The organism is Streptomyces sp. DvalAA-14 (assembly GCF_900091855.1).
Lineage (GTDB): Bacteria > Actinomycetota > Actinomycetes > Streptomycetales > Streptomycetaceae > Actinacidiphila.
This window is the reverse complement of sequence record NZ_FMCH01000348.1, coordinates 1-25,926: the sequence shown is the minus strand read 5'-3', so window position 1 is coordinate 25,926 and position 25,926 is coordinate 1. Positions and strand designations below refer to the sequence as shown.

Here is a 25,926-nt window from a genome sequence, read left to right as displayed (position 1 = left end):
ATCGGTAGTGCGCTGTGACCGAGGCGTGAGGGGGGCCGCCGCGTCGAACAGGTGGTCCATGTCCTGTGCGGACAGAGCCAGGCTCACGCAGCAGACGACCATGAGCAGGGCGTGCGCGGCCACCAGGCCCCGGAGCACCGGTGGCGGCGGGGTGAGCAGCGCCTGGACGCGCTGCGGCACGGGGCCGCCGGTGACGCCGAGCGCCGGGCTGGGGACCTGCTGGCCGGCCAGGGCCGCCCGGGCCACCGCGCGGGCCACCAGCCGGCGGTCGGCGACCGCGGTGGCGGCGTCCTCGTCGGCCCAGCGCTCCAGCGCGTAGGCGCCGGCGGTGGACACCCGGCGCAGCAGCGGATCGATGGCGGCCGTCACCTGCAGCAACAGGATGAACAGGTGGTGGCGGTGGCGCAGATGCGCCCGCTCGTGCGCCAGCAGGGCCCGGCGCTCGTCGGCGGTGAGCGCCCGCAGCATGCCGGAGGAGACGACGACCCTCCCCGGTGAGCCGGGCAGCGCGAAGGCGATGGGCGCCGGGTCGTCGATGACGGCCATCCCGTCGGGCGCGGTCAGACCGCGGCTCTCCCGTCGTGCGGCGAGCAGGACGCCCACCCTCCGGAAGGCACTCACCGATCCCGTCACCAGGCAACCGGCCAATACGATCCCGCACACCGCGGCGACACAAGGGGCGACGGGGGTGTGGGCGGCGAGGAAGCCCGGCGACCAGCGCCCTTCGGCGGCGACCACGGGAATCCGCCCGATCAGGGTGAAGGCCAGCATGGCCAGCGCGGCGGCCCAGCCGCCGGCTGCCACGAGTGAGGCGACCATCAGCAGCCATGACGCGAGGCGGGGCGGCAGGCGGCGGCCCGCCCAGGGCGCCGCCAGAGCCAGCACCCCGCTGACCGCGAACGGGACGAACAAACTGATGGACACCGCTCAGTCCTCCAGGTGCTCGTGCAGCAACTGCTCCAGCAATTGCTCGTCCTCCACCGGCAGCTCCGCCACGAACCGGGCCAGTACGGCCGCCCGGTCGGTGCCCTTCTCCAGCAGGGCGCGCATACCGGCCGCGACGTGCCCGGCCTCGTCGCGCGCCGGCGAGTAGAGGTAGCCGCGGCGGACGGGCTCCCGGTTGACCAGACCCTTGTCGTGCAGCCGCGACAGAATGGTGAGGACCGTGGTGAGCGCGGGGTCACCGGTCAGGCTGCCGCGGACGGTGGCGGCGGTCACCGGGGCACCGACCGCCCACAGGGCGCTCAGGACCTCGTTCTCCAGCTCACCGGGTGCTCTGCGGCTGGCCGGTCCGTTCTCCTGGGGCATGCTTGAGCTCCTTGAGCTGTGGGGGCTGTCCGGTTTGCCGGTTCGAAAACAACGTACTACAAGACGTAGAGTCAGGCCTGCCGGTGATCGCGCAGCGGGCCGGTCCGCCAGCCCCGGGCCTCCCACGCCTCCAGCAGCAGCGGGAGGGCGGCGAGGGTGTTGCGCCAGGAGTCGGTGGCCGAGGTGCAGTCGGAATCGTGCAGCAGGACGGTGCCCCCCGATCGCAGGTCGCGCAGCACGGTGTCCCGGATGCTGCGCGGGGTGGCCCGCGCCCGCCAGTCCTCGCCCCACGCGGTCCACAGCACCGGAGTCAGGCCCAGCCGCCGGCAGGCAAGGTGGGTACCCGTGGTCATCACGCCGTACGGCGGCCGGAACAGCGTCGGCGCGGCACCGGTGAGTTCACCGACCGAGTCCTGGGCGCGGGCGAGGTCGTCGTACGTGGCCCGGCTCCCGCGCAGCAGCAGCGGCCGGTGGGCCCAGCCGTGAACCGCGATCTCGTGGCCGGCGCCGGCCATCTCGCGGACCAGGCCGGGGAAGCGGACCGCCATCGAGCCGAGCAGGAAGAAGGTGGCCCGGACCCCCCGGGCGTCGAGCAGCCGCAGGAAGTGCGGGGTGGAGAGCTGGTCGGGACCGTCGTCGAAGGTCAGCGCGATGTGCCCGGGTTTGCCCTGACCGGCCAGGCCCGGCAGGAAGCGGTTGCGCAGCGGCCCGAAGCTGGAGATCACCGGGGCGGCATGCGCGGCGGCCAGCAGGGGCAGCGCGGCAACCCCGGCCCGCACCAGAGTGCTGGTGTATGAGGCTGAGTCTGTTCCCCGGGTCGTGGAGGTCATGGCCGGTCTCCGTCCAGGAAGTGGCTGAGCGTCGGGAAGTCGGCGGGAGAGTCGTTGTACGCCTCCGCCAGCGGTGCGCAGACGGCCAGCAGTGCCGTAACCGCGACGGCCACCGCTGCGGCCGGGACCCTCATCCGCCCTCTGCGCCGGTGCGGTTGGATCCTGCGGGGCAGTGCGTCGTGGTCGGCCATGGCGGCGACCGCGTCGGCGGGACCGTGCTCGGCGGCGAACAGGCTGAGCCCCCGCTCCCGCTGCGCGCGGCCCAGCGGGCCGTCGATCAGTTCGGTGAGAGTTCCGCGCAGACCGGCCCGCTCCCGGATCCACACCGCCAGCCCCGCTTCCTCCAGCGCGGCGGCGTTGGTCTGCCCGTGGCCGGGTATGCACCGGTAGCTGGCGACCGGCAGTCCCGCGGCGAAAGCCTCCAGCGAGGTGAGCCCGCCCGCGTTCTGCACCAGGACGTCGCAGGCGTGCATCAGGCCCGGCATGTCGTCGATCCAGCAGTGCACGTGATCCATGCCCTGACGCCGCAGCCGCTCGGCGAGTGACTCGTTGCGGCCGCAGACCACGACCGGGACGGCGACCCCGCTGTCCCGGATGTCGGCCGCCGCCCGCGCCACATCGCCGACACCCCAGGAACCCGCCACCAGCAGCGCCAGGGGCAAAGTCCCTCCGTCCAGGCCGAACCGCAGCCGCGCTGCCTGTCGCTGCCCGGCGGCCGGCGGGCGGAAACAGGCGCCGGCCACCGGTCCGCACACGCGGACCCGGGCCGCGCCCTGCGCGGTCGCCTGCGCTGCCGGTATGGGGTGTGCGGCCAGGTGCATGTCGACACCGGCGGCGATCCACAGTCCGTGCACCGAGAAGTCGGTGAGGTAGGTGACCACCGGGACCGTCAGCAGACCCCGCCGCCGCAGTCTCCCCAGGACCTGACTCGCGCCGGGATACGTGGAGACGACCGCGGCGGCTTGCGCCGGGAGCGCCCGCAACGTGCGCGTCTCGGCACTGCGCAGCAGGGCCCGCACCACGGGACCGGGGCCGCGGGTGTGCTCGGTTGCCCCGTAGATCCGCTGGTAGCCGGTCGGCGCGCGGGTCAGCAACTGGTGGTAGGCGCCGGCCAGCAGCGGGCCGAGCCGACCGGGCAGTACGTCGAGGAAGTCGTTCCGTTCCACCGCGAAGCCGTCGGCGGCGAGCCGGCGGCCGAGTTCGTCGGCGGCGCCGTCGTGCCCGGCACCCATGCTCGCCGAGAAGATCACGATCCGCCCCCGGGCCGGCGAGGAGTACGTCGGATCGCCGAGTGCGCCGACCGGAGCGGCGGCGTCGGGCGGAGAGGGAGGGGGCACGGCGGACAGCCTCCTTGCTGCGAGGGCACGACGGAATTCGCTTCGAGCTCGTCAGCGGGCTGGACTCCAGGCGCACGAGGAAGCCGCCACCTGGCGCCCCTCGGCGCAAACGCCGAGGCCAGGGGCTGTTCCCCGAACGTACTACACGAAGTAGAATCAAGGCCAACCGCCCCGGCCACGCGGTGACAGGGGTCCGGAGGCGGCCGTAGGTGGACTCGTACTCCAGCAGATGGGCGAGGGTGGAGACCGGGGCGATGTCGTTGACGGCCACCACCACGACCCCGGACGCCTCCCGTGCCGGCAGGGCCCCAGGTAGCTGCGGCCGATGCGCACGAAGCCGTTGATACCGATGCGGATGGTCATGGCTGTCGTTTCCTCTCGTGGGGGGTCCGGCGTCGCTGGGGGCTGAGATCCGAACGGGGCACCGCCCGGTGGGCGGTGCCCCGTTGGAGTGCGGGCCGGGCACGGTCAGCGGAGCCAGGTGTTGTCGCGGACGATGGGGAGTCGGGCCCACCGGCGGCCCAGGCCCCAAGTGGCGCCGGCCGCGGTGAAGGCGAAGAGGATCATCGCGAGGGCGTAGACGAGGTGGTAGTCCACGATCGGGTTGGACGACATGCTCGGGGCGCCGCCGGTCAGATGCTGGGCGGGCGGCCACTCGGCGGCCCACATCATCGCCATCAGGGCGGTGCCCGCCACCGCGGTGACCCGCAGGGCGATGCCGCTCATGAGGGCGACGCCGAGGCCGAGCAGGGCGAGCATGAACATCCAGTCGGTCCAGCCCTGTCCGGCGATGTGGTGGAAGAAGGACTGGAGCGGGCCGGCCGAGACACCGGACAGGAAGCCCTTGGTGGGCGAGCCACCGTCGATCCAGCCCTTGCCGGAGCCGGTGGCGTAGTGCCAGCCGAAGGCCTTGTCGAGGAACGCCCACAGAAAGATGAACCCGGTCGCGATGCGGACGGTGGCCAGCGACCTGGCGGCGAGGGCCGACCCGGTGGTGTCGGTGGTGACGGCCGTCGTGTCGTCCGCGGGCTCGGTCGTTGCCCTGTTCCAGGTGGGCAGGTGGAATCCGGTGTGCTGGCGGGTGGGCTGGTGGACGGCCATGGTGACTCCCTGTCGGTGGGTGGTTGTTCGGTACGCCATTACTGTCCTGCTGGCGGGGGTGCCGGCGCTGGGGGCCCACGGCCCGAATGCGGGGGCCGAACGGCCCTCCTCACAAGTCCGGTTGGGCCGGGCCGAACGTGGCGTCGGCCCGCCAGTGCGCGTCCAGCTAGCGGCGCGCCCGGTCCTGTCCCCCGGCAAGCGGCACGACCACCACCGGGCAGTGCGCGTGGCGCAGCAACGCGAGGGTGACCGGACCCAGTTCAGGCCCCGTCCAGCCGCGCCGGAGCTGTGCGCCGACCACGACCATGGCGGCGTCCGCCGTCGCCTCGATGAGGGCACGGCACGGCGTGGACCGTACCGATCTGCTCGTCACCGCCAGCCGCGGGCGGCTCTGGCGCAGCGGTGCGACAAGTCCTCCTGGGAGCCCGGCAACGGTCCTCGCCTGACGTTCGATCACGTCGCGTACCGGCTCGGCCGGCCCGTGCTCCGGGAGAGTCGCCGGTGCCTGCCGGTACGTCCAGGCGTGCAGGACATCGAGCCGGGACCCACGCAACTCGGCCTCTTCGAAGGCGAACAGCGCCGCGTCCGCGTCCGCGTCGCTCTCCACACCGAGCAGCACTCCCCCGGTTCGGTGTCCCGGGTGAGCGCATCGTGGGTCGGCGCCGCGCACCACAAGAAGCGGCGCGGCGCTCCGAGCCGCCGTCCGCCGGCTCACCGAGTGCAGCAACAGCCCGGCGACGCCCCCGATGCCGCGGCTGCCGACGACCAGCAGGGAAGCGTCGCCGCCCCGCTCGACGAGCACGCCGGCGGGGTCGCCGACCGCCGCCGACGTGGTCACCGACAGGCCGGGATGGCGCTGGGCAATCCGGGCCACCGCGGCCCGCAGGACCGGGCCGGCCTCGTCCAGGTCGGTGACACAGGTGATCACTTCGAGATCCGCGGTCCGCAGGCTCGCCTCGGCCGCTGCCGCGTCCAGGGCCGCGAAGGACGTCACCGATCCGTCGATCCCCACGACCACGCGTTGCTGGCTCATGTCCGCTCCTGTCCTTCGATGGGTTTCCGATTCGATCCTTGGGCCTGCCTCCGGGGCGGGGCAGGGCCGTTCGCGTCCCACTCCCGGGCCGGTCCGCCCTCATCGCGGGGCCGTTCGGCTCTCGGCGGCACTGCGCCGCACCCGCGAAGGTGAAAGCGGCGGGCGGCCGTTCGCCGGGGAAACACGTAGGAGGGACCGATCATGAGGCGCAGCAGGGTGCTCTGGAGGTGGCGGCGCAATCCGCTGTGCGGCCGCTCCTACGCGGTGGAGGGCTGGGCCCTCCTCGCGCTGAGTACGGCGGCCCTTGCCGGCGCAGCCTTGGCCGGCTCGGCCGTGGCCGGGGGCATCGACGCGCGGTACGCGGAGCAGCGGCACGACCGGCACCCCGCGACGGCGGTACTGACCGAGGACGCGGCGGTCCCCGTGACGTATGCGGCTGAGCCGCGTACCCGGGTGCGCTGGACCCTGCCCGGGGAACCGACACGCACCGGCGCCGCGCGAGTCGGCGCCGGGCTCAAGAGCGGTGACCGGGCCACGATCTGGCTCGACAGTCGCGGCAGGCCGGCGCCGAAGCCACCTTCCCCGTCGGGCGGGCAGTCGGATGCTGCCGTCACCGGAACAGCGGCGGCGCTCGGGATCTGTGCGGGCGCCCTGATCGGCGTCGGGCTCACGGCGGGCTGCTGGGAACGCCGTCGTGTCGACCGGTGGGGAGCCGAGTGGGCCCAGGTCGGCCCGCAGTGGGCCCACCGGGCTGCCTGACAGCCACCTGCCCCTTTACCCACCGGTTGGCGGCCACTTGCGCCGACCCGCCGTCCAGGAAGAGAAGGTCCCCATGAACGAGCAGATAGTGATCATCGGCGGCGGCCGGGCCGGCACGCTGGCCGCCAACCGACTGCGGACGGCGCTGAGAGGCGCCGGTCCCCGCGTCGTTGTCATCGACCGCACGGACCCCCGTGATCAGGAGCTCGGTCTGCTGGTCGCCCTCGGCATCTACGGGCCGGGATCGCTGCAGCCGCCCGAGCACCTCCAGTTGCGGGAGGGGGTCGACCTACGGCTCGCGGACGCCGCCACGGTCGATACGGAGCGCAAAGAGGTCTTCCTCACGGACGGCACCACGGTTCCCTACGACGTGCTGGTACTGGCCACCGGGCGCCACCGGTTGCCGGCCACGGCGGACGGAGGACGGCTCCCGGTGGCCGCAAGCAGGCTGCCGTCGGCAAGCCGCGCCGACGTCTTCACCCTCCTCCCCGCGGGGGCCGGGTCGTGGCCGGCGGTGGAACAGCCGATCCAGTCGCAGGTGGAATACCTGGTGAGCGGCGTCCGCCGATATCTGGACGCTGGCACCCCGCTCGGGAAGGACGTCGCCGACACGAGCGCCGGGTGAGGACAGCCGCCGGGCCGGAGGATCGGAAGACCGCCCTGGAGCCGCGGATCAGCCTGCTGGTGCTCTTCGCGCTGTCCGCACTCGCCGTACGCACCCACGTGTCGGCTGATCAACGCTGCGCGGCCAGGGCCTTTTCAGCTACGGCCGGCAACGGCCGGGGCCGGGCCGTGGCGGCGACCGCCCGAACGGTGACCACCGGGCACCGGGTCCGGCCGACGCATTCCCGCACGACCGGGCCCAGCCTGGGTGCCTGACCGACCGGCGGCAGAGTCCGGCCCGGCGCGAGCACTGGCGCGCCGTCTGCCTGCCCCAGCAGCGCGGTCACCGGTCGTCGTCCTCCGTGCGGCGTCCGGCCGCCGCAGCGTAGGGCGCCCGCAACAGCGCCGACCATCCCATTCTGTGACCGCGGACCCATCCCCACTGGGGCCGACCGGCCCCCGACAGAGCACCGGACAGCCCTGCCGCAGTCCCGTGAAGTGCCGGACGGTGGAGCTGACAGGTTCACGCGCCAGCGGACCGATCAACGGCCCACGACGCCGCGACACCCGCACGCATTCCGCCTCCGCCGTTCGCGCCGAGCGGTCGGCCCGCACCCTCAGGAGCACACCATGAAGCACCGCAAGGTCGGAAACGTCATGACGAGCGACGTCGTCCGGGTCCGCGAGACGACCCCGTTCAAGCAGGTAGCGGTTCTCCTGGCGCAGCACCGGATCAGTGGGATGCCCGTTGTCGATGACGACGAGAAGGTGGTCGGTGTCATCTCGGAGTCGGACCTGATGGCCCGCCAGGCACGCGAGCAGGGGACAGCTCTCCGGCGCCGGCTGCTGCTGAGCCCGGCGTCGAGGCGCGCCACCACGAAGGCTCTGGCCCTGACGGCCGGACGGCTGATGTCGACTCCCCCGGTGACCGTCCACGCGGACGACTCGATTGCCTTTCGGCCCGCACCATGGCCGAGCACCGGGTCGAGCGGCTTCCCGTTCTGGACGAGGAGGAGCGGCTGGTCGGGATCGTCACCAGGCGCGACGTCCTGCAGGTCTTCCTCCGCCCCGACGCCGACATCCGTGAAGACGTCATCCAGGAGGTCCTCGTCCGCACCCTGTGGCTGACCCCGCTCGCCGCGGATGTGCAGGTCGATGACGGCGTCGTCAGGCTGGAAGGCACGCTGGAGCGCGAGAGCGACGTGTCCATAGCCGGCCACGCCACGGCCCGGATCGACGGTGTCGTCGCCGTCGACAACCGCCTCGCCGGCCGCTTCGACGACTCAGCGCTGCGGGCGGTCTCCTCGACCACGCACGGCGTCACGGACGGCTGGTCGCACAGTCGCTGAATGTACTGTGCCTCCACGCGGATCACCGCGCGCCCTTTCAGTCGTCCGCGCGCCCCGACACTCCCGGGGGCCGGACGGCGCGGCGAGGGGACCGTTCGGCCCTGGTGCCGGGCGGACCCGCGCGCGATGATCGGAAGTCCTTGACGGCACCAGGCCGGCACACGACAGGTGAAGGTCCGCTCATGAGTGAGGTGCCGCGATTCTCCGCGGAGTCCCCGATCCGGGTCTTCCTCGTCGACGATCACGAGGTCGTACGCCGCGGGGTCCACGACCTGCTGGACGCGGAGCCCGACATCCAGGTGGTCGGCGAGGCCGAGTCGGCCGGCCAGGCACTGGCCCGCGGCCCCGCACTGCGCCCGGACGTGGCGGTCCTGGACATCCGCCTCCCCGACGGCGACGGGATCTCGGTCTGCCGGGAGCTGCGTTCGTCCATGCCCTCGCTGGCCTGCCTGATGCTGACGTCGTTCGATGACGACGACGCGCTGCTGGACGCGATCATGGCGGGGGCGGCCGGGTACGTGCTGAAGCAGATCAAGGGTTCCGACCTGGTCTCGGCGGTACGGACGGTCGCGTCCGGCCAGTCGCTGCTGGACCCGGCCACCACGGCCCGTCTGATGAGCAGCCTGCGCGACGACCACTCCGGCACGGGCGCCGGCCAGGACGCGCTGGCCGCGCTGTCCCCCCGGGAGCGCGAGATCCTGGCCCTCATCGGCGAGGGCCTCACCAACCGGCAGATCGGCCAGCAGCTCTACCTTTCCGAGAAGACGGTGAAGAACAACGTGTCGCGGCTGCTGGCGAAGCTCGGCGTGGAGCGCCGGGTCCAGGCGGCGGTCATCGCCTCGAACAGCGCGGCCGCACCGGGAGCCGGCAAGGACCGGCGCTGAGCGCGGGGCCGTTCGGCCCACCCTGCGGGGACTCCTGGCCCTGCCGCCCCGCTTCGCCGGCCGCGAGCCTGGTGGGAGACGGCCCGAGGAGACGATATGCACACCACAGCACTGGACGCGGCGATCCTGGAGAAGCTGATTGCGGCGGCCGTGGCGGCCCCCTCACTCCACAACACTCAGCCGTGGCGCTACCGGCTCGACCCCGACACGTCCACGATCGAGGTGCGGGCGGCCACCGAGCGGACGTTGCGGCACACCGATCCGGTGGGCCGGGGCCTGCATGTGTCGGTCGGCGCTGCGGTGTTCAACCTGCGGGTGGCGGTGGCGCACTTCGGCTGGGAGCCGGTGGTACGCCTGCTGCCCCGGCCGGCCGAGCCGGATCTGCTGGCGTCGGTACGGCTGGCGGGTCCGGTGCCCGGCGCATCCCGGCACGGGGCGGACCTCTACGACGCGGTCTGGCTGCGGCACAGCAGCCGGATGCCCTTCGCCAGCCGGGCGATTCCGGCAGACGTACTCGCCGAACTCACCGAGGCGGCGGTGGCGGAAGGAGCCGAACTGGTCGTGCCGAAGCCGAATGAGACCCGGCGAATCCTACAACTGACCGCGGAAGGCGAGTGGTTCACAGCGACCGACCCGGTGCGCCGGGCGGAGACCCGCAGCTGGGTGCGGGACGGAGCGCCGGACGGCCTGCCGGGCGCGGTGCTCGGCCCGCGAGACGCGGCCGGACACCTTCCGGTACGCGATTTCGCAGCCCTGCGGCCGGACCGCAACCGGCCGTCGGCGGCGTTCGAGCCGCACCCGGTGATCGCGGTGCTGTCCACCCGGCACGACCGCCGTGCGGACTGGCTGCGCGCCGGCCAGGCGCTGGAGAACATCCTGCTGACCGGCACCGTGCACCGCCTGCGCGCCTCACTGCTCCACCAGGCCCTGGAATGGCCGGACATCCGCTGGGCGCTGCGCGACCCCCGTGCCGGTATCGGGCACGTTCAGATGCTTGTCCGCCTCGGTTACGGCGCCGAGGGCCCGGCGAGCCCCCGCCGACCGGTGCACGATGTCCTGGACGCCGGCCGCGAGGGCTGACAGCGCCCCGGGGACTACTGTCCCCCGGCGGGCGGGAGCGGCACGCGCCACACCAGGCGGGTGCCGCCCCCGTCACCGCTGCCCCCGTCGCCGCCGCCCGCTGTCATCTCGCCGCCGCGGCGGTCCGCACGCTCGGCCAGGTTCCGCAGCCCGCTGCGCCGGCCGCCCTCCGGCAGTCCGGTGCCGTCGTCCGCCACGGTCACGGTCAGCCGGCCCGGGGAGACGGCGAGCGAGACCTCGACAGCCGACGCGTGCGCGTGACGGGCCACGTTGGACAGCGCCTCCTCCAGTACCGCGACCACGTCCTCCGCCACCGTCTGCGGCACATCGGTGTCGATCAGTCCCTCCATCCGCAGGGACGGCGTGAAACCGAGGGTCCGGGCCGCTGATTCGACGGCGGTGACGGCGCGTGCCCGCAGGCTGAGGCGTTTGCGGTCGGCTTCCTTCGCGCGCAGGCCGAAGATCGTGGAACGGATGATCTTGATCGTCTCGTCCAGGTCGTCCACCGCCCGCATCACCCGTTCGCTGGCCTCGGGGTGGTCGATGAAGCGCAGCGAACTCTGCAAGGTCATCCCGGTGGCGAAGAGCCGCTGGATGGCGAGGTCGTGCAGATCGCGGGCGATGCGGTCGCGGTCTTCCAGCAGCGCGACTTGTTCGGCGACCCGGCGGCGCTCGGCCAGCTCCATGGCCAGCGCCGCCTGCCCGGCGAACGCGGCCAACGGCGCCGTCTCGTCGTCGGTGAACGGCAGCGCGTGCTCGGTGCGGCCCAGCAGCAGCACACCCCGCACCCGGTCCTCGGCCACCATGGGGACGGCCACCACCGGTCCGAGCCCGCTCCACCGCGGGGGCCCGACGGTGACCCGCGGGTCCTTGCGGATCTCGCCCGTGGTGATGGATCCCCCGGCGGCCAGCGCCGCTCCCATGAAGGACCCCTCCACCGGCAGCACCAGGCCCTGGTGTTCCCCGGAGTCCATCCCCACCGCGATCGCCACCTGCAGATCCGTGGTCTCCCCGAAAGGCAGCGCCATCACGCCGAGATCGGCCCCGAGGATGCGGCTGGCGTGCTCGACGACGCCCCGCAGTACCACCCGCTCGTCGGCGCCGGACAGCAGGTCGCCCACGATCCGGGCGTTCGCCTCCAGCCACTCCTGCCGGTCGCGGGCGGCCTTGTACAGGCGGGCGTTCTCGATGGCGACGCCAGCGGCTACCGCCAGCGTGCGCAGGACCGTCTCGTCCTCGCCGTCGAAGTCGGCGCCGCCGCGCTTCTCGGTGAGGTAGATGTTCCCGAACACCTCGTCGCGCACCCGGATCGGCACACCCAGGAACGAGTGCATCGGCGGATGGCCGGCCGGGAAGCCGTACGACGCGGGATGCTCGGAGAGCTCCGTCAGCCGCAGCGGCTCCGGATGGCGGATCAGCTCACCGAGAAGGCCGTGGCCGGACGGCAGCGGCCCGATCTCCCGGGCCTTGTCGGCCGAGATCCCGCTGGTCAGGAATTGGGAGAGCCGGGTGCCCTCGATGACTCCGAGGGCTCCGTACTCCGCGTCGACCAGGATCACCGCGGACTCCACGATCCGCCGCAGCACCTGTGCCAGATCCAGTTCGCCCCCGACGGACAGCACCGCTTCCAGCAGGCTGTGCACCCGGTCGCGGGTGCCCCGCACCGCGTCGATCCGGACCTGCAGCTCCTCCAGCAGCTCGTCCAGCTGAAGCCGCGGCAATCGTGCCGCCTCGTCGCCCACAGGTCCTCCACTCGGAACGGCCCGCGCGCACCGTGAACTGTCCTGGTCACGGTAGTCGGTCCGGACACGGGGGCGGAAGCCGATGGGGCTGCGGCCCACGGGGCGGGAAGCGCCAGCCGGATGAGCGCCTCGGGTACGCCCGGCAGGACGGACTGCTGGGCCGCGCGGCGCAGAGTCCGGCAGGTCAATGCTACCGAGTTCGCGCACGGCGGCCGCGCTCGCCCGCACCGCCGGCAGATCCGAGTCGTCGATCATCACCGGCAGGTGACTCCGTGCGAACGCCTGCTCCGTCGTGACGGGGAACGCGCCGGAGCCACTGCCGCGGGAGTCGGCACCGTGCTCGTTCATCCGTCGGGCCCGCACCGGACGGCCCCCCGGACAGGCACCGGCCGGCCCCCGCGCGGGGGCCGTTCGGCCCACGACGGTCCGGCGGTGCCCGCCCGACGATAAGGACATGGACGGCGCGGCGCAGGCGCGAGCCGGCGGGCGCCCCATCAGAGGGCTGGAGAAGACCATGACGACGAAGCTGATGACGATGACCGGGCGGCTGGCCGCCCTTCCCGATGAGCACCTCGGCCGGCTGACGGCACTGGCCCGCGAGGTGGAGTTCCCCGCGGGGCAGCTCGTCTTCGAAGAGGACAGGACCGCCGACCGCTTCTGGATCATCCGCGACGGTGACATCGCTCTGGAGCTGCGCGTTCCGGGCCGGGAGGCCGCCACCATCGAAACACTGGGCCAGGGTTCCCTGCTGGGCTGGTCGTGGCTCTTCCCGCCGCGGCGCTGGCACCTGTCGGCCAAGGCGCTGACCGACGTCCGCGCCTTCGAGTTCGACGCGCATGCGGTGCGGCAACTGTGCCGGGAGCAGCCGGAGTTCGGCTACGTCTTCGTGCTCGCCTGCGCCGAGGTCATCGGCCACCGGCTGGAGGACGCCCGCACCCGACTGCTCGACCTGTACGGGCCGTACGGCAGCGGCCTGCCCCGCTGACCCCACCGCGACCGATCAGCAGGCCGAACGGCGCCGTCCCTTCAGCGGACCCGGTCGCTTCCCGGCCCGGTCGGCGCCGGGCAAGGATTTCGGCCTCGCCTGCCGGGCGCGCCCGACGGCACCGCACCGGCAGCTCAGAAGAAGCTGAGAAGTTGGCGTGGAAGGCTGCGATCTCCTCGCGAGCGGCGCCGGCCGGGTTGTCCTGCGGGCTCGCCGCGCACGTCCCCTTCCTCGGAGATACGCCCATGAGCCTGACGCACATCGACGGTCTGCCAGCACATGTCCTGTTCGTGCACTTCGTCGTGGTGCTGGTGCCGTTGACGGCGCTGGCCGCGGTGGTCTGCGCGATCCAGCCCCGGTACGCCCGGCGACTGGGACTGGTGCTGCCGTTGCTCGGCGTGGTGACACTGGGGCTGGTACCGGTCACGACACACGCCGGGGAATGGCTGGAGTCCCGGGTGGGCGACGACCCGCTGGTGCGCAAGCACACGGAGCTGGGCGACGGTCTGCTGCCCTGGGCCATCGGTCTGTTCCTGGTGACGGTCGCGGTCTGGTGGCTGGGGCGCCGTTCGGCACAGCCCGAGGAGACGGCCGCGGACCGGCCTTCGGCCGGCGGCGCGCGGTGGACCTCGCCGACCGTGGTGCGGGTGACCGCAGTGGTGCTGGCCGTCGCCGTCTCTGCCGGAGCCGTTGTGGACGTCTACCGGATAGGCGAGTCCGGCGCGAAGGCGGCCTGGCACGACAACTACGACACGTCCGGCGCCGGCAAGCAGGGTTGACGGGCCGACGGCCCGGGGCCAGCGGACGCACACCGAATCACCCCGACATCGGACGACGCCCGGGGAGGCTGACGGCGAACACCGTGGCTCCCGGGCGGCTCCGCACGTCGGCGGTGCCGCCGTGCGCCGCGGCCACCGCGGTGACGATCGCCAGGCCGAGTCCCGCGCCGTGCCCCCCGGGTCCCGGGCGGGTGTGGTCGGCGCGCGCGAAGCGCTCGAACACGGTGCCCTGGATGTCCGCGGGTATGCCGGGACCGTCGTCCTCGACCACGAGCCGGGTGGTCTCATCGTCCTGGCGGAGCCGGATGGTGACACGGGTGCCGGCCGGGGTGTGCAGGCGGGCGTTGGCCAGCAGGTTGCCAGTGATCTGCTGGAGTCGCAGCGCGTCCCCGTCCACCGTGACCGGATCCTGGGGGAGATCGAGGATCCAGCGGTGCCCGGGGCCCGCCGCGCGCGCGTCGTCGACGGCGTCCAGGACGAGCCGGGTGAGATCGACCGGCTCGCGGTCCAGCGGCCGGCCGGCGTCGAGGCGGGCCAGCAGCAGCAGGTCGTCGACCATGCCGCCCATCCGGACCGACTCGGCGGTGATCCGCTCCAGCGCGCGCGACACCCCGGGCGGCACCGGGTCCGGATGAAGCCCGGCCAGCTCGGCGTGGCCGCGGATCGAGGCGACAGGGGTGCGCAGCTCATGGCTGGCATCGGCGGCGAAGCGGCGCAGCCGTTCCTCGCTGGCGTGCCGCTTGCCCAGCGCGCTCTCGACGTGGCCCAGCATCCGGTTGAGGGCGATGCCGACCTGGCCGACCTCTGTCCGTGGGTCGGTGTCCGGGACCCGGTCGGGCAGCGCCACCTCGCCGCTGGCCAGCGGGAGCGCGGTCACCGACGCCGCGGTGGCCGCGACCCGGTGCAGCGGCCGGAGCGACCACCGTACCCAGAACGCTCCCGCCGCGCCGGCGATCAGCAGCGCGCCGCCGAAGACCGCCGCCTCCACGGCCACCAGGCGGGTCACGGCGTCCTCCACACCGCTGAGCGGCAGCCCGGTCACCAGCACATCCCCGTCGTCCCCGTCGATGGCCTTCACCCGGTAGTCGTCCAGTGCCGACAGATCCAGCTTGTGGCTGCGGCCGTCGACCGGGACCCCGGCGATGGCCGCCTTGTCGCCCGCGGTCAGCGTCACGGAGGTGTCGGCCCCGGACCGTACGACGCCGGCCGCGGTGACCTTGCCGTGCAGCAGCCGGGCACCGAAGGTGCCGGGGGCCTGGCGGCGGGTGTCCACGTGGGCGTTGTCCCCGTCCGGCTCCCCCGGCCCGCGGTGTTCGAGGCTGGCCGGGAGCGTTCCGCCGGCCTGGGTGAGCTGCTGGTCCAGCCGCTCGGTGAGGAAGGACCGCAGCGTGACGACGGCCGCGATCCCCACCGCGGCACAGCTCAGCGCGAGCAGGACCACCAGGCCGCTGGTGAGCCGGGCTCGCAGGGTGTGCGGCAGCAACCGTCTCACCGCGGCACGGCCCGCAGCACGTAGCCGGCCCCGCGCACGGTGTGGATCATCGGCTGGCGGCCCGCGTCGATCTTGCGGCGCAGGTAGCTGATGTAGAGCTCCACCACGTGGGCCCGGCCGCCGAAGTCGTAGGACCACACCTGCTCGAGGATCTGCGCCTTGCTCAGCACCCGGCGCGGATTGCGCATGAGGTAGCGCAGCAGCTCGAACTCCGTCGGTGACAGGTCGATCGCCTCACCGGCACGGGCCACCTCACGGGCGTCCTCGTCGATGGTGAGATCGCCGACCACGAGCAGCGCCGCGTCGTCGCGCGCCCGGGTCATCCCGGCCCGGCGCAGCAGGCCGCGCAGCCGCGCCAGCACCTCCTCCAGGCTGAAGGGCTTGGTCACGTAGTCGTCACCGCCGGCCGTGATCCCCGCTATCCGGTCCTCCACCGCGTCCCGGGCGGTCAGGAAGAGCACGCACACGTCGGGCCGGACCGCCCGCAGGTCCCGCAGGGCGCTCAGCCCGTTGCCGTCGGGCAGCACGACGTCCAGGACCACCGCGTCCGGCTCGAAGCTTCCGGCCTCGGCGAGCGCGGCGGCGACGTCACCCGCGGTGCGGACCTGCCAGCCCTCGTAGCGCAGCACCCCGGCGAGCACCTCCGTCAGGTCCGGCTCGTCGTCGACGACGAGGACTCGGACAGGGGAGCCGTCAGGCCGGGTGAGAGGCGCGGGCCGAGCGCGCGGTGCGGTGTCCATGGTCCTTCCAGCATCCCTCAGCGCGGCGGCGTCGCGGCGCCCCGCTTCCTCTGTATCGGCTGTGAGCCTATTTCTCTCATGACCACCGCATACAGCCCGGGCCCGACGCGGCACGCGGTGGCGCCGACCGGGCGAAGCGGCCCGCAATCCGGCTCGCCAGGCCCTCGAAGGACACCTGCCAACGGGCAGGGCCTACGGGGCAGGCCCGGAGTCAGTACCGATCCCTCGGGGGATGTCGCGCGACCGAGTGGTCGCGCCGCATGCAGGGGCAATGTCGCCGCGACGGCACCCTGCTGGGCTCGCAGGTGTTCGGCGGTAGCTACCCGGCAGGCGGCAGTTGTGGTGCATTCGACAATGGCGGTGGACACGGGAGACCTCCGGGGACGGGTGCAGCGCACGCGGCGATCGGGATGGCCCCGGCCTCACGCCGCCCCATGCGTCCAGACTCCGGCGGCCGGACGCGTTCTCGCCCGCACGGACACCCCGGCCTGTCACTGCCGTGTGCGAGTCTGCTGCCTGAACAGAGATCATCAGCGGTGGAGGGGGAACAGCCGTGTCCGACGGCATCGGGTGGCTGCTGGAGCCGTACCTGGTCGACTGCGTGACCTTCGCAAGCGGCATACCGCCCGCCGCGCTTGCCGCGCGACTCGGCTCCGGTGCTGGCGAGGAGGCCCGCCCCGGCTCGGCGCAGGACGCGGAGGAGGCGCTGGGCAGTGGGGCGCTCTGCGTCGCCCGGGTGGGCGAGGTGGCCGGGTGGGCCTTCGCGGTGGAGTACGGCGACGCCGTCGGCGCGACCGGGGGCGGCCTCGCCGCGGTGTCACGCGGTGGCGTGGCTGCCGTCAACTTCCTGCTGACGCCGTGGAGCCCGCCCTCGCTTTTCCGTCACTACCTGGATGGCGCGTACGTCACCGGCTTCGGCGTGGGCAAGGAAGCAATGCGGTACGGTGCGGAACCGGGCCTGCTCGTTCCCGCGCTGGAGGCGCTGGGCGTCCTACCCTCCGGGCCACAACTGGACCAGCGCGGCATGCGGTTGACCATGCTCGCGATCCAGGACCACTTCGGCCTGCGCCTGCCGCGGCGTCAGATCCTCGACGGAAAGCTGCCGATGTACCACCTGCGCTAGATTTCCGTGGGAGTACTGCGTATGTCGTGGTCAGCGGGCTGGTGGCGGTGAGTGCTGCCGGGCTGCGGCGCGGCCGGGGGCACCCCGGCTACCGTCACCGCCGACCCGGGGCTGATGCCTCCGAGGGCCGCCGGCCCGGCAGGGGGTTAAGCTGCCCCGATGACCGTGGCCTTCTCGGACGCCTTCTTGCACGCCGCCGAATACCACGCGGCCTGGGGCGTACAGCAGCTGGAAATGATCGACCAGGCCTTCCCGGCTGGGCCGTGGACGGCGGATCTGGAACAGTGCCGCTACGAGTCCGGCGGCCGAAGCCTCCGGGTGGGACTGCTGGGCAGCTACGACCTGGCCGAGCAGACCTGGCTGTGGGGCTGGGCCAATCCGGGGCTGCGCGGCAGTGAAGTGGCCGCCGCCAGCGCGCGAATCCCCGAGTTCGGCCGTCGTCACGGCATCGTGGAGCTGCAGCAGGAGGACGTGGCGCTGGCCCGTTTCGACGATCCGCGCCGCGCCGCTGAGGCGCTGGCCTTCCTCGGCATGGCCGTGCTCGGCGCGCCCGGCTACATCGGCCAGGAGGCCGGTCCGGAGACCCGGGTCTACTTCGTGCCGCAAGACCCGCAACTCCAGCCCGCGCGGCTTGACCCGGTCGCGATGCCGCGCCATCTCCTCACTGGCGCACAGCTTTTCGCACGCTCGCCGCGGCTGGTGGTCAACGGCTGGTTCGCCCTGCACGGCGTCCCGGTGCAGGAGGCCGCCGACCGGATCACCGCGCCTTTGCCCAGCGGGGGTGCGGCGGTGGTCTCCTTCGACTCCGTCGGCCGCATCTCGGGCATCAACGCCGGACCGGTTTCTGCCTAAGGGCTGTCCCGCAATCCCCGGCGGGCGCGCGACGACAGCTACGGCACCTCGCTGCGTTGTCGGGCCCGTCCGAATACGACCCGGTATGAGGACGACCTCCCCCAGCTATCGCTGGGAGGTGCCCCCACCGCCTTGCGATGCACCGCATCTGACGCCGCACGCTGATCCACCGCGGATTACGGGACAGCCCTTAGGCACGAAGGTGTGACCGCACGGCCTGGAGTGGTGGCACTTCGGGCAGTCCGCCGTCCGCATGGACGATGCGTCGACGGGCCTGCGGGAACGGGGATGTGACGACCTGCCCTTGTGGATCGGGGGCCGGTTCGGCCGGGTGGACGCCCGGCGCCGGATGCGGGACCACGTCCGTGGACTTTTTGGTTCCGTGGGCCGCAAGAACGGCTGGCAGCTCGCCGAATACGCTGGTCATGCCACCCCCGACGGACTGCACCATCTGCTGTCCCGCGGCCGCTGGGACGCCGACGAGGTCCGCGACGACCTGCAGGCATACGTCGCCGAGCACCTCCGCCGGGGTCCAGCGGCGGTTCTCAGTAAAGCCGGCACCGCCGGCCGTACTGAGAACTGCCAGATCGGGGTCTTCGCCGCCTGCGCATGGCCGAGGCGGTCCGTTCCTGACCGGCCGCGCGCGGTCCGGCGCGGGGTCCGGCGTTCCCGCCGGCGACCCGCGCCGGGTCGCGCCGGGTTACGCCGCGGACTCTGCGGCCGGTTCAGTGCGGTAGATATCGGCCGCTTCCGGCACCGTCGACACCCCCAGTTCCGCCGCCACGTCCGCCAGTGCTCGGGCGGCGACCGCCGGGTCGTGCCGGCCGTCGGCGGTGAAGTACGGCGCCACGTACCGCTCGTAGTGCCGGCGTGCCTCCTCCCGGCTGAGGCCGGGGACGAGGTCGTTGACGTAGCGGACGGCGAGGTCCGGCTCGTCGTGGATGGTGCGCAGCGCCCGCCGATTGGCCCGCACCAGGGCCTGGACCGCCGGGTCGTCCGGCGAGGTGCGGCTGGAGTCCACGGCGATGCCCACGGTGGGGATCCGGAAGTGGTCCCCGACGAAGGCCAGCAGCCGCAGCCCGTTCTCCGCGGCCGTCACCTCGGGTGCCAGGGTGCTGCCCACGAACGCGGCGTCCAGCGTGCCCGCACGCAGGGCGCGCAGGTGGCGGACGTAGTCGCCCGGCGGCATGACGACCGGCTGGATGTCGTAATCCGGATCGAGGCCGTGGCCCCGCAGGACGATGCGGGAGAAGCATCCGGGCGCGGTCCTCGGCCCGTGGACGCCGATCCGGCGGCCCTTCAACTCCTCGACCGACGTGAACTCGTCGCGGGCGAGCAGCCAGAACAGCGGCCGGTGGGTGTTGACGGACAGCACCGTCCACGGGATCCGGTCGGTCACCCGTGACAGCACCGCGCGGCCCAGCCCGATGGTGGCGCCCTGCCGGACCCGTTCGGTGTCCCAGGCGCATCCGTCGCGCAGCGCGACGTGGACGCCTTCCTGCTCGTAGTAGTTCTCCTGGTCGGCCACGTAGGCGACCAGTTCCTCGTGGATGCCCAGCCCGACATGGGTCAGGTCGATGGTGTGCACAGTGGCGAACTCCTTTCCGGGAGGCGTCAGTCCATGGCCATTCCGCCGTTGACCGGCGCGGTGGTGCCTGTGATGAATCCGCTGTCGTCACCCGCGTAGAAGGCGACGGCGCGGGCCACGTCGTCGGGGGAGGCGATCCGGCCCAGTGCCGTCAGGGCGGCCTGGCGCTGTTTGTGTTCCTGGCTGAACAGGTGGGCGTGGCTGGTGTCGTCCACCGGGCCGGGGGACACCACGTTGACGGTGATCCCGCGCGGTCCCAGCTCCTGGGCGACGTAGCGGGCGAACTGGCTCAGGGCCGCCTTGGAGGTGCCGAGCGTGATCATGCGCTCGCGCGGTATCCGGCTCAACACGGTGCCGAGGAAGACGATCCGGCCGTATCCAGCCGCGGTCATGCCGGGGACGACGGCTTTCGTGACCAGGAAGGCGGCTCGCATCTCCTGTTCCAGCTTGCCGCCCAGCTCGTCCCAGGACAGGTCCTCGAACGACGTGATCGCGTACGGGATCAGGGCGTTGTGGACCAGGACCTCCACCTCGCCCAGGGCGTCGCGGACCTGCTCGACCATTGCGCGCACCGCGGACTCGTCGCGCACGTCGGCGCGTACCGCCAGCGCCCGCCCGCCCGCGGACTCGATGGACGCGACGACGGCCTCCGCCTCGTCCTGACTGCTGCGGTAGTTGACCGCTACGCGCATGCCGCGCGCCGCCAGCAGCCGGGACACGGCCGCCCCGATCCCCCTGCTGCCGCCCGTGACGAGGGCGACCCTGCCGTCCTGTTGAACGTCCGTCATTCCGACCTCCGGGGAGCTGCGCACGGGCTCGGTGGCGACGACCGGTCGACCGGTCCGGGCCGGCCGGACGGAAGAGGCCGGCCGGACGGAAGGGGCGGGCCGCCGCGCGGGACCAGCGCGCCGCGGAGCAGCACGTCGACGGTCTCGCGCAGCAGCTCGGCCGCGCTCCGGTCGAGGGCCAGCGGCAGTTCGGAGCTGAACAGCCGTTCCAGCGCGCCGCGTGCGATGACGCTCAGCAGTTCGGGCGGCGTGCTCAGCTCGCCGAGCCGCCGGCCGGTCCGGAACAGGTCGTCGATCCGCCGGTACACCACCTCCTCGACGCGCTGCTCCACGTACGCCCTGAGCATCGGATCACCGCGCCCCCACAGCAGTTGGGGGGCACCGATCCGTGACAGCTCCCCGCCGGCGGCGATCAGGAAGTGCTCCACCTGGCGTTCGAACGGGGCGTCCTTGGAGGCCGCGACCGCGTCCGCGAGGGCCGTCTCGACCCGGGCGAACTGCCGGTCCAGCACGGCCGCGAGGAGGCTGCGCTTGCCGGGAAAGTGGCGGTAGATGGTTTTTTTGCTGATACGGAGTTCTTGGGCGAGGTCGTCCATGCTGGTGCCGCTGAAGCCGCTGGTGAAGAACAGCCGTTCGGCGGCGTCCAGTACCAACGCAGGTACATCCGGGTTGACCAGCGTGGAAACTTTGGAACCTGGTTGCGTTTCCATGGTTCGGACCCTACACGCCGTGCCGCGGCGGTGTCACTGCCCCCGGCCGGCCCACGAAGGCCCTGGTGGGCGGCGGTGGTCGGGACGGGTCGGCGGGAACGTGGGCCGTCCGGACAGGGGGTGGGCACGCGTCAGCCGCACGCGGCAGCGGCCGGGATGTCCGGTTCGCAGCGCCGGCACATCGGGGCCCGGGTGCGGGCGGCGTCACCGGTAGCTTCGCGCGCGGGGCGGGGCGGCGGCATCGCCTATCCGGGCGATCCCTGCCGCTGCTGCTGGATCGCCAACCGGGTCAGCTCGACCCGGGTGTTGATGCCCAGCTTGGAGAAGACGTGCTTGAGGTGGGTGTTGACCGTGTGGACGGACAGGTAGAGCCGGTCGGCGATGGCACGGTTGGTCAGGCCGTCCACGACCAGCGGGACGACCTTCAGCTCCGACTCGGTGAGGCTCTCCCAGCCGGAGGTCGCGGCCGGGCGGCGCAGTGCCGCACCGGACCGCACCCCGGCCTCCCGCAGGCGGTGGCGGATCCGTTCCAGGTCGCGCACGGCGCCGGCCGCGGACGCCAGCTGCGCCGCCTCCTCCAGGTACGGCGCCGCGGGCCCGGTGTCGCCGGCGGCGGCCAGCAGCGCGCCGAGGTCCTCGCTGGCCGAGGCGAGGGCCAGCCGCCGGATGCCCCGCCGGTGGCCGGCGACCGCGGCCGACAGCGCTGCCCGGTCGCGGTGCAGCAGACCGTCCATGTGGGCGCGCACGGCCCGCACGACGTGCTGGCTGTCGTCCGTCCGCACGAGCCGGCGCGCCGCGTCCGCCACCACCTCCGCGGTCTCCCGGTCGCCGCCGCGCAGCGCCAGCCGGACCACGTACGGCCACTGGGCGGGCGGCAGCGCGAGCAGCCGCGCCGGATCCCCCGATCCGTAGACGGCCCGGAGGGCCGCCGCGGCCGCGGTGGGCCGGCCCTCGGCGTCGGCCAGCCGGGCCCGGCCCAGCGCGACCCACGGGCCGTAGGGCGAGCCGCCCGGGCCGGAGTCAGCCTCGGCGGATCGCAACTGCTCCTCCGCCCGGGCCAGGTCACCGCGGTGGACGCTGATGGTGGCAAGCACCGAGCGGGCCAGCGGGATCGCCCGGGTGATCTCGAGCGCGTCCGAGACGGTGAGGCACGCCTCGGCCTCGACCGCGGCGTCGTCCAGTGCCCCGCGTTCGAGCAGCACGGTGGAGCGGGAGGCGTGCCAGTAGGGCAGTGACCAGCCGAGGCCGAGGGCCTCGGCTTCGCGCTGGCCGTCGCGCAGCACCCGCTCGGCGTCCGCCAGCCGGTCGGTGGAGGCGAGCACGGTGGCCAGCCACAGCGCGGGAATACGCGGCGGTCGCAGGCGCAGGACGTCCGGCTCGGCGTCCGCCCGACCGGCGGCCCGCTCGGCGAGGTCCAGGGCGCGGGCCAACCGCCCGCGGTAGAACGAGGTTTGCGACTGGAAGACCATGACACTGACCAGGACGGACGGGTCCTCGCTGCGGTAGGCCGCCTCGACGAGTCCGGTGTTCCGCTCCGCCGCGGCGATGTCACCGAGGTAGACGTGTCCGGTCGCCTTGGTCTTCAGCAGCCGGGTGGACAGCTCCGACGACAGGCCGGGCAGGGTCAGCGCGCGGCTCAGGTGCGTCATCGCGGCGGCGTCGTCGCCGGCCGCTTGATGGATCTCGGCGGCCACCAGGCGCAGCGCGGCCTCCTGCGCCGGACGCAGGCCGCCGGAGATGGTGGCGTCCACCAGTTCCAGGGCCTCGTGGACACGGCGCGTCCAGCCGAGCTGCTCGGCGGCCTCGGTGAGCAGTTCGACGCGCCGTTCGTCGTGCGCCGGCAGCAGCCCGGCCGCCTTCTGGGCCAGGTCCGCGGCGGCCTCCGGCGCAGCCGAGGCCAGCTCGCGGACGGTCTCGTGCAGCGCCCGGACCGACGCGTCGTCCACCGGTCCGCCGGCCAGGACGACATGCCAGGCCACGTCCGCCGCCCGGCCGCCACCGTCCCGCAGAATGTCGCCCGCCTCCCGGTGCAGCGCCGACCGCACCGCGGGCGGCAGGCCGTCGTACACCGCCTGCCGCATCAGGTCGTGCCGGAAGGCGAGCCGGCCGCCGGCCGCCAGCAGGTCCGCGTCGAGCAGGTCGTCCACCGCCGACAGCAGGCCGCCGACCGGGCGGCCGAGCATCCGGGCCGCGGTGGCCAGGTCGAACTCCCGGCCCAGCACCGAACCGACCTGCAGCAGCCGCAACGCCTCCTCGGGGAGCCGGCGCAGGCGCACCTCGACACTGCGCCGGAACCCGGCGGGGATGTCCTCGCGCACCGGGCCGGCCGTCCCGGCCGCGGTGCTGAGCGCGTCGGTGTCGACCAGGGCCCGCAGCAGCTCGATCGCCAGGAAGGGGTTGCCCCCGGCGCCCCGCAGCCAGCGGGACAGCGCCGGCGCCGGCGCCGTCCCGAGCACGTCGGTGGCGATCCGGTGCAGCTCGTCCGGCGGCAGCGGACCGACGGCGAGCCGCAGGGCCCCCTGACGCTCCAGCGTCTCCCGGGTGCGCTCGGCGATCGGCCGCCCGCCCTCCGGACGTATCGCGAGCGCCCACAGCACCCGGGACGCGGACAGCCGCGCGGGCAGCGTGCGCAGCGCGAACAGCGTGGCCGGGTCGGCCCAGTGCGCGTCGTCCACCAGGACCGCGACCGGCGCGGTCTGCGCCCGCCCCTCCAGCGCGTCGGCGATGTCATCCAGCAGCCGCAGCCGCTGGTCGTCGGTGACCACCGGCCGCGCGCCGGCCGCTGAGCCCAGTACCGCGGCGTGCAGTGCGGCCAGCGGCGCGTACCGGTCGAGTTCGTCCGCGCGCACCCACAGCACGTCGAAGCCGGCCTGCCGAGCCAGCTCGTCCAGGTACGACAGCAGCCGGCTCTTGCCGACGCCGGGCGCGCCTTCCAGCAGCGCGCACCGGCTGCGCCCACCGCGGACGCCGTCCACCGCCGCACGCAGGGCTGCGATCTCCTGCTCCCGCCCGCGGACCGGAAGCGCGGTCGCCGCGGACGCGGCGACCGTCCGGGAGTCGGCGCCGTCGTTGTCGAGCATGGCGCAAGCATGCCCCACCGCCCGGAGCCCCTCAACGGCGCTTTCCGCCGCCGCCGCTGTTTCACCCCGGGTGATCCGCGGCCGGCGGCGGCCGCGTCACCCCGATCCGCCCGATGCTGCTGATCCGCTTCCCGTACGAGCAAAGGAGCCCGACGTGCGTACAGGCAAGGACTACCTGGCCGCCCTCGACGACGGCCGGAAGGTCTGGGTGGGCGACGAACTCGTCGACAACGTGGCCACCCACCCCCGGACACGCGCCTACGCGCACCGCATCGCGGAGTTCTACGACCTGCACCACCGCCCCGACCTGCACGACGTGATGACCTTCCTGGACGACGACGGCGTCCGCCGGTCCATGACGTGGTTCCAGCACCGCAACAAGGAGGACCTGCAGCGCAAGCGGCGCTACATGGAGACGGTGCTGCGCGAGCTCGGTGCCGGCGCGACACCCCGTACCCCCGACGTCAACAACTACCCGCTGCTGACGTACGTCGACGACCCGACGCCGTGGAGCAGCCAGTCGGTCGGCACCGCAGGCCGCGACCTCACCCCCGGGATCCTCGACTTCTGGCGCACGGTGCGCGACGGCGACCTCAACGCGACGCCGGCGTTCGTCGATCCGCAGACGGACCGCTCACGCGAGTCGGCGCAGGCGGAGTCGCCCGCGCTGCGCGTCGTCGGCACCTCGGACGAGGGCATCACCGTCCGCGGGGTGAAGGCGATCAGCACCGGCGTCGCCTTCGGCGACTGGATCCACATCGGGGTGTTCTACCGCCCCGGCATCGTGGCGGAGCAGGTGGTCTTCGGCGCGGTGCCGGTGAACGCCCCCGGGGTCACGGTGATCTGCCGGGAGAGCAACGTCCGCGACGGCGAGGAGACCGAGCACCCGCTCGCCTCGAAGGGGGACGAGCTGGACAGCATCATCCTGTTCGAGGAGGTGTTCATCCCCTGGGACCGGGTCTTCCACATCGGCAACCCGCAGCACGCGTCGCTGTACCCGCAGCGGGTCTTCGACTGGCTGCACTATCAGGCGCTCGTCCGCCAGATGGTCCGTGCCGAGCTCATGCTCGGCCTGGCGCTGCTGATCACCGAGCACATCGGCACCTACCAACTGCCGCCGGTGCAGAGCCGGATCGCCCAGTTCGCAGGCTTCCACCTGACGCTCAAGGCGCACGTGATCGCCGCCGAGGACGAGGGGTTCACCACCCCCGGCGGGCTGTACAAGCCGAACGTCCTGATGTTCGACTTCGGCCGCGCCTACTATCTGGAGAACGTCGCCCGCATGGTCAACGAGGTCATCGACCTGGCCGGCCGCGCGTCACTGATCTTCCCGACCGAGGGGCAGTGGCAGCAGGCCGAACTGCGGCCCTGGCTGGAGGCGTTGCAGACCGGACCGGTGGGCAGGCCGCACGACCGGCTCAAGATCAGCCGGGTGATCCGCGACCTGTTCCTGTCCGACTGGGGCGACCGCATCAGCACTTTCGAGAACTTCAACGGCACGCCACTGCTGGCCATCCGCACCCTCACCATGAAGCGCGCCGAGCTCTCGCCCGGCGGGCCCGTCGCGGATCTGGCCCGGAAGGTCTGCGGGATCAGCGGCGCGGACCAGGCGGACGAGACCGCGTACACCACGCAGGCCGACTACGCCCGCCGGCAGGACGCCTCGTAACGGCGGCGGGCCCGGGTCAGAGCGCTCCGCACTCCCGGGCCCGGGCGACCGCGCCGCTGCGGCTGTGTGCGTCGAGCTTGCGGAAGACCGAACG

At 73.1% G+C, this 25,926-nt stretch carries 23 protein-coding genes and 2 pseudogenes; 12 read left to right on the top strand and 13 right to left on the bottom strand.

The genetic code is table 11. From position 1 onward, the window contains the following. From GA0115240_RS17760 to GA0115240_RS17735, 6 genes are all read right to left on the bottom strand, one after another. Positions 1 to 924: M56 family metallopeptidase (locus GA0115240_RS17760; protein ID WP_093737648.1), on the bottom strand; the 924-nt coding region annotated here is incomplete at its 3' end. Between the two features lie 3 nt (positions 925 to 927). Further along, positions 928 to 1,308, bottom strand: coding sequence for a BlaI/MecI/CopY family transcriptional regulator (locus GA0115240_RS17755; protein WP_093737647.1), 381 nt, complete (start codon positions 1,306 to 1,308; stop codon positions 928 to 930). Positions 1,309 to 1,379: 71 nt separating this feature from the next. Beyond that, entirely contained in the window at positions 1,380 to 2,138 is a 759-nt protein-coding gene (locus GA0115240_RS17750) for a polysaccharide deacetylase family protein (protein ID WP_093737646.1), read from the bottom strand. Beyond that, entirely contained in the window at positions 2,135 to 3,475 is a 1,341-nt protein-coding gene (locus tag GA0115240_RS17745) for an MGDG synthase family glycosyltransferase (RefSeq protein WP_346267952.1), read from the bottom strand. Before GA0115240_RS17745 ends, GA0115240_RS17750 begins: the two co-directional genes overlap by 4 nt. A gap of 468 nt (positions 3,476 to 3,943) precedes the next feature. Next, a complete protein-coding gene (locus tag GA0115240_RS17740; protein ID WP_093737645.1) occupies positions 3,944 to 4,576 on the bottom strand; it encodes a hypothetical protein in 633 nt (210 codons plus the stop codon). Between the two features lie 166 nt (positions 4,577 to 4,742). Further along, positions 4,743 to 5,609: a universal stress protein gene (locus GA0115240_RS17735; RefSeq protein WP_202451486.1), complete on the bottom strand. Its 867-nt coding sequence runs from the start codon at positions 5,607 to 5,609 to the stop codon at positions 4,743 to 4,745. 201 nt (positions 5,610 to 5,810) lie between these two features. Between GA0115240_RS17735 and GA0115240_RS17730 the strand changes: the two genes are divergently transcribed. The 6 genes and pseudogenes from GA0115240_RS17730 (at position 5,811) to GA0115240_RS17705 (ending at position 10,284) form a co-directional block, all read left to right on the top strand. Further along, a complete protein-coding gene (locus tag GA0115240_RS17730) occupies positions 5,811 to 6,368 on the top strand; it encodes an Rv1733c family protein (protein ID WP_093737644.1) in 558 nt (185 codons plus the stop codon). 73 nt (positions 6,369 to 6,441) lie between these two features. After that, complete coding sequence (locus GA0115240_RS17725) at positions 6,442 to 6,993, top strand: FAD-dependent oxidoreductase (RefSeq protein ID WP_093737643.1); 552 nt, start codon at positions 6,442 to 6,444, stop codon at positions 6,991 to 6,993. Then, positions 6,990 to 7,247, top strand: a complete 258-nt coding sequence (locus GA0115240_RS17720; RefSeq protein WP_093737642.1) for a hypothetical protein — start codon at positions 6,990 to 6,992, stop codon at positions 7,245 to 7,247. The genes GA0115240_RS17725 and GA0115240_RS17720 overlap by 4 nt, the downstream gene beginning before the upstream one ends. Positions 7,248 to 7,601: 354 nt before the next feature. Beyond that, positions 7,602 to 8,320: pseudogene (locus GA0115240_RS17715) on the top strand (CBS domain-containing protein). A gap of 182 nt (positions 8,321 to 8,502) precedes the next feature. Continuing rightward, entirely contained in the window at positions 8,503 to 9,204 is a 702-nt protein-coding gene (locus tag GA0115240_RS17710; protein ID WP_093737641.1) for a response regulator, read from the top strand. 96 nt (positions 9,205 to 9,300) lie between these two features. Continuing rightward, complete coding sequence (locus GA0115240_RS17705) at positions 9,301 to 10,284, top strand: Acg family FMN-binding oxidoreductase (RefSeq protein ID WP_093737640.1); 984 nt, start codon at positions 9,301 to 9,303, stop codon at positions 10,282 to 10,284. A 14-nt stretch (positions 10,285 to 10,298) separates the two neighbouring features. On the opposite strand, the gene GA0115240_RS17700 is transcribed toward GA0115240_RS17705, so the two are convergent. Further along, a complete protein-coding gene (locus GA0115240_RS17700; protein WP_237554972.1) occupies positions 10,299 to 12,005 on the bottom strand; it encodes a sensor histidine kinase in 1,707 nt (568 codons plus the stop codon). 535 nt (positions 12,006 to 12,540) lie between these two features. Here GA0115240_RS17700 and GA0115240_RS17695 point away from each other — a divergent pair. Together GA0115240_RS17695 and GA0115240_RS17690 are read left to right on the top strand one after the other, a co-directional pair. Continuing rightward, a complete protein-coding gene (locus GA0115240_RS17695; RefSeq protein ID WP_256069862.1) occupies positions 12,541 to 13,011 on the top strand; it encodes a cyclic nucleotide-binding domain-containing protein in 471 nt (156 codons plus the stop codon). Positions 13,012 to 13,256: 245 nt separating this feature from the next. Next, on the top strand, positions 13,257 to 13,790 hold the full coding sequence (locus GA0115240_RS17690; RefSeq protein WP_093737639.1) for a DUF2231 domain-containing protein: 534 nt from the start codon (positions 13,257 to 13,259) through the stop codon (positions 13,788 to 13,790). Between the two features lie 37 nt (positions 13,791 to 13,827). On the opposite strand, the gene GA0115240_RS17685 is transcribed toward GA0115240_RS17690, so the two are convergent. Both GA0115240_RS17685 and GA0115240_RS17680 read right to left on the bottom strand, forming a co-directional pair. Next, entirely contained in the window at positions 13,828 to 15,282 is a 1,455-nt protein-coding gene (locus tag GA0115240_RS17685) for a sensor histidine kinase (RefSeq protein WP_093737638.1), read from the bottom strand. Next, positions 15,279 to 16,022: a response regulator transcription factor gene (locus tag GA0115240_RS17680; protein ID WP_093737637.1), complete on the bottom strand. Its 744-nt coding sequence runs from the start codon at positions 16,020 to 16,022 to the stop codon at positions 15,279 to 15,281. Before GA0115240_RS17680 ends, GA0115240_RS17685 begins: the two co-directional genes overlap by 4 nt. A gap of 553 nt (positions 16,023 to 16,575) precedes the next feature. Between GA0115240_RS17680 and GA0115240_RS17675 the strand changes: the two genes are divergently transcribed. The 3 genes and pseudogenes from GA0115240_RS17675 to GA0115240_RS38275 form a co-directional block, all read left to right on the top strand. Beyond that, positions 16,576 to 17,145, top strand: a complete 570-nt coding sequence (locus GA0115240_RS17675; RefSeq protein WP_093737636.1) for a DUF6461 domain-containing protein — start codon at positions 16,576 to 16,578, stop codon at positions 17,143 to 17,145. Between the two features lie 159 nt (positions 17,146 to 17,304). Further along, positions 17,305 to 17,997 (top strand): DUF6882 domain-containing protein, encoded by a 693-nt coding sequence (locus tag GA0115240_RS17670; protein WP_093737635.1) that lies wholly within the window; start codon positions 17,305 to 17,307, stop codon positions 17,995 to 17,997. Between the two features lie 253 nt (positions 17,998 to 18,250). Further along, positions 18,251 to 18,514 (top strand): annotated as a pseudogene (locus GA0115240_RS38275) (transposase); the annotation flags it as partial. A 183-nt stretch (positions 18,515 to 18,697) separates the two neighbouring features. On the opposite strand, the gene GA0115240_RS17665 reads toward GA0115240_RS38275, so the two are convergent. The 4 genes from GA0115240_RS17665 to GA0115240_RS17650 all read right to left on the bottom strand — a co-directional run bounded on the left by GA0115240_RS17665 (position 18,698) and on the right by GA0115240_RS17650 (position 24,163). Next, positions 18,698 to 19,585: an ABC transporter substrate-binding protein gene (locus GA0115240_RS17665; protein WP_093737634.1), complete on the bottom strand. Its 888-nt coding sequence runs from the start codon at positions 19,583 to 19,585 to the stop codon at positions 18,698 to 18,700. 26 nt (positions 19,586 to 19,611) lie between these two features. Further along, a complete protein-coding gene (locus GA0115240_RS17660; RefSeq protein WP_093737633.1) occupies positions 19,612 to 20,373 on the bottom strand; it encodes an SDR family NAD(P)-dependent oxidoreductase in 762 nt (253 codons plus the stop codon). Beyond that, the gene (locus GA0115240_RS17655; protein ID WP_093737632.1) at positions 20,370 to 21,083 is read right to left on the bottom strand and encodes a TetR/AcrR family transcriptional regulator; all 714 of its coding nucleotides are present in this window, start codon (positions 21,081 to 21,083) and stop codon (positions 20,370 to 20,372) included. Before GA0115240_RS17655 ends, GA0115240_RS17660 begins: the two co-directional genes overlap by 4 nt. Positions 21,084 to 21,328: 245 nt before the next feature. Beyond that, positions 21,329 to 24,163 carry an ATP-binding protein gene (locus GA0115240_RS17650; protein WP_093737631.1) on the bottom strand — a complete coding sequence of 945 codons (2,835 nt, stop codon included), beginning with the start codon at positions 24,161 to 24,163 and terminating at the stop codon, positions 21,329 to 21,331. A gap of 154 nt (positions 24,164 to 24,317) precedes the next feature. Here GA0115240_RS17650 and GA0115240_RS17645 point away from each other — a divergent pair, with 154 nt between their 5' ends. Then, positions 24,318 to 25,832, top strand: a complete 1,515-nt coding sequence (locus GA0115240_RS17645; protein ID WP_256069861.1) for a 4-hydroxyphenylacetate 3-hydroxylase family protein — start codon at positions 24,318 to 24,320, stop codon at positions 25,830 to 25,832. The last annotated feature ends 94 nt before the right edge of the window (positions 25,833 to 25,926 follow it).

Excerpts from the sequence above, each read along its gene's own strand:
- GA0115240_RS17755 (WP_093737647.1), bottom strand. The coding sequence starts at position 1,308 with ATGCCCCAGGAGAACGGACCGGCCAGCCGCAGAGCACCCGGTGAGCTG.
- GA0115240_RS17750 (WP_093737646.1), bottom strand. The coding sequence starts at position 2,138 with ATGACCTCCACGACCCGGGGAACAGACTCAGCCTCATACACCAGCACT.
- GA0115240_RS17740 (WP_093737645.1), bottom strand. The coding sequence starts at position 4,576 with ATGGCCGTCCACCAGCCCACCCGCCAGCACACCGGATTCCACCTGCCC.
- GA0115240_RS17735 (WP_202451486.1), bottom strand. The coding sequence starts at position 5,609 with ATGAGCCAGCAACGCGTGGTCGTGGGGATCGACGGATCGGTGACGTCC.
- GA0115240_RS17730 (WP_093737644.1), top strand. The coding sequence starts at position 5,811 with ATGAGGCGCAGCAGGGTGCTCTGGAGGTGGCGGCGCAATCCGCTGTGC.
- GA0115240_RS17725 (WP_093737643.1), top strand. The coding sequence starts at position 6,442 with ATGAACGAGCAGATAGTGATCATCGGCGGCGGCCGGGCCGGCACGCTG.
- GA0115240_RS17710 (WP_093737641.1), top strand. The coding sequence starts at position 8,503 with ATGAGTGAGGTGCCGCGATTCTCCGCGGAGTCCCCGATCCGGGTCTTC.
- GA0115240_RS17705 (WP_093737640.1), top strand. The coding sequence starts at position 9,301 with ATGCACACCACAGCACTGGACGCGGCGATCCTGGAGAAGCTGATTGCG.
- GA0115240_RS17695 (WP_256069862.1), top strand. The coding sequence starts at position 12,541 with ATGACGACGAAGCTGATGACGATGACCGGGCGGCTGGCCGCCCTTCCC.
- GA0115240_RS17690 (WP_093737639.1), top strand. The coding sequence starts at position 13,257 with ATGAGCCTGACGCACATCGACGGTCTGCCAGCACATGTCCTGTTCGTG.
- GA0115240_RS17680 (WP_093737637.1), bottom strand. The coding sequence starts at position 16,022 with ATGGACACCGCACCGCGCGCTCGGCCCGCGCCTCTCACCCGGCCTGAC.
- GA0115240_RS17670 (WP_093737635.1), top strand. The coding sequence starts at position 17,305 with ATGACCGTGGCCTTCTCGGACGCCTTCTTGCACGCCGCCGAATACCAC.
- GA0115240_RS17660 (WP_093737633.1), bottom strand. The coding sequence starts at position 20,373 with ATGACGGACGTTCAACAGGACGGCAGGGTCGCCCTCGTCACGGGCGGC.
- GA0115240_RS17655 (WP_093737632.1), bottom strand. The coding sequence starts at position 21,083 with ATGGAAACGCAACCAGGTTCCAAAGTTTCCACGCTGGTCAACCCGGAT.
- GA0115240_RS17650 (WP_093737631.1), bottom strand. The coding sequence starts at position 24,163 with ATGCTCGACAACGACGGCGCCGACTCCCGGACGGTCGCCGCGTCCGCG.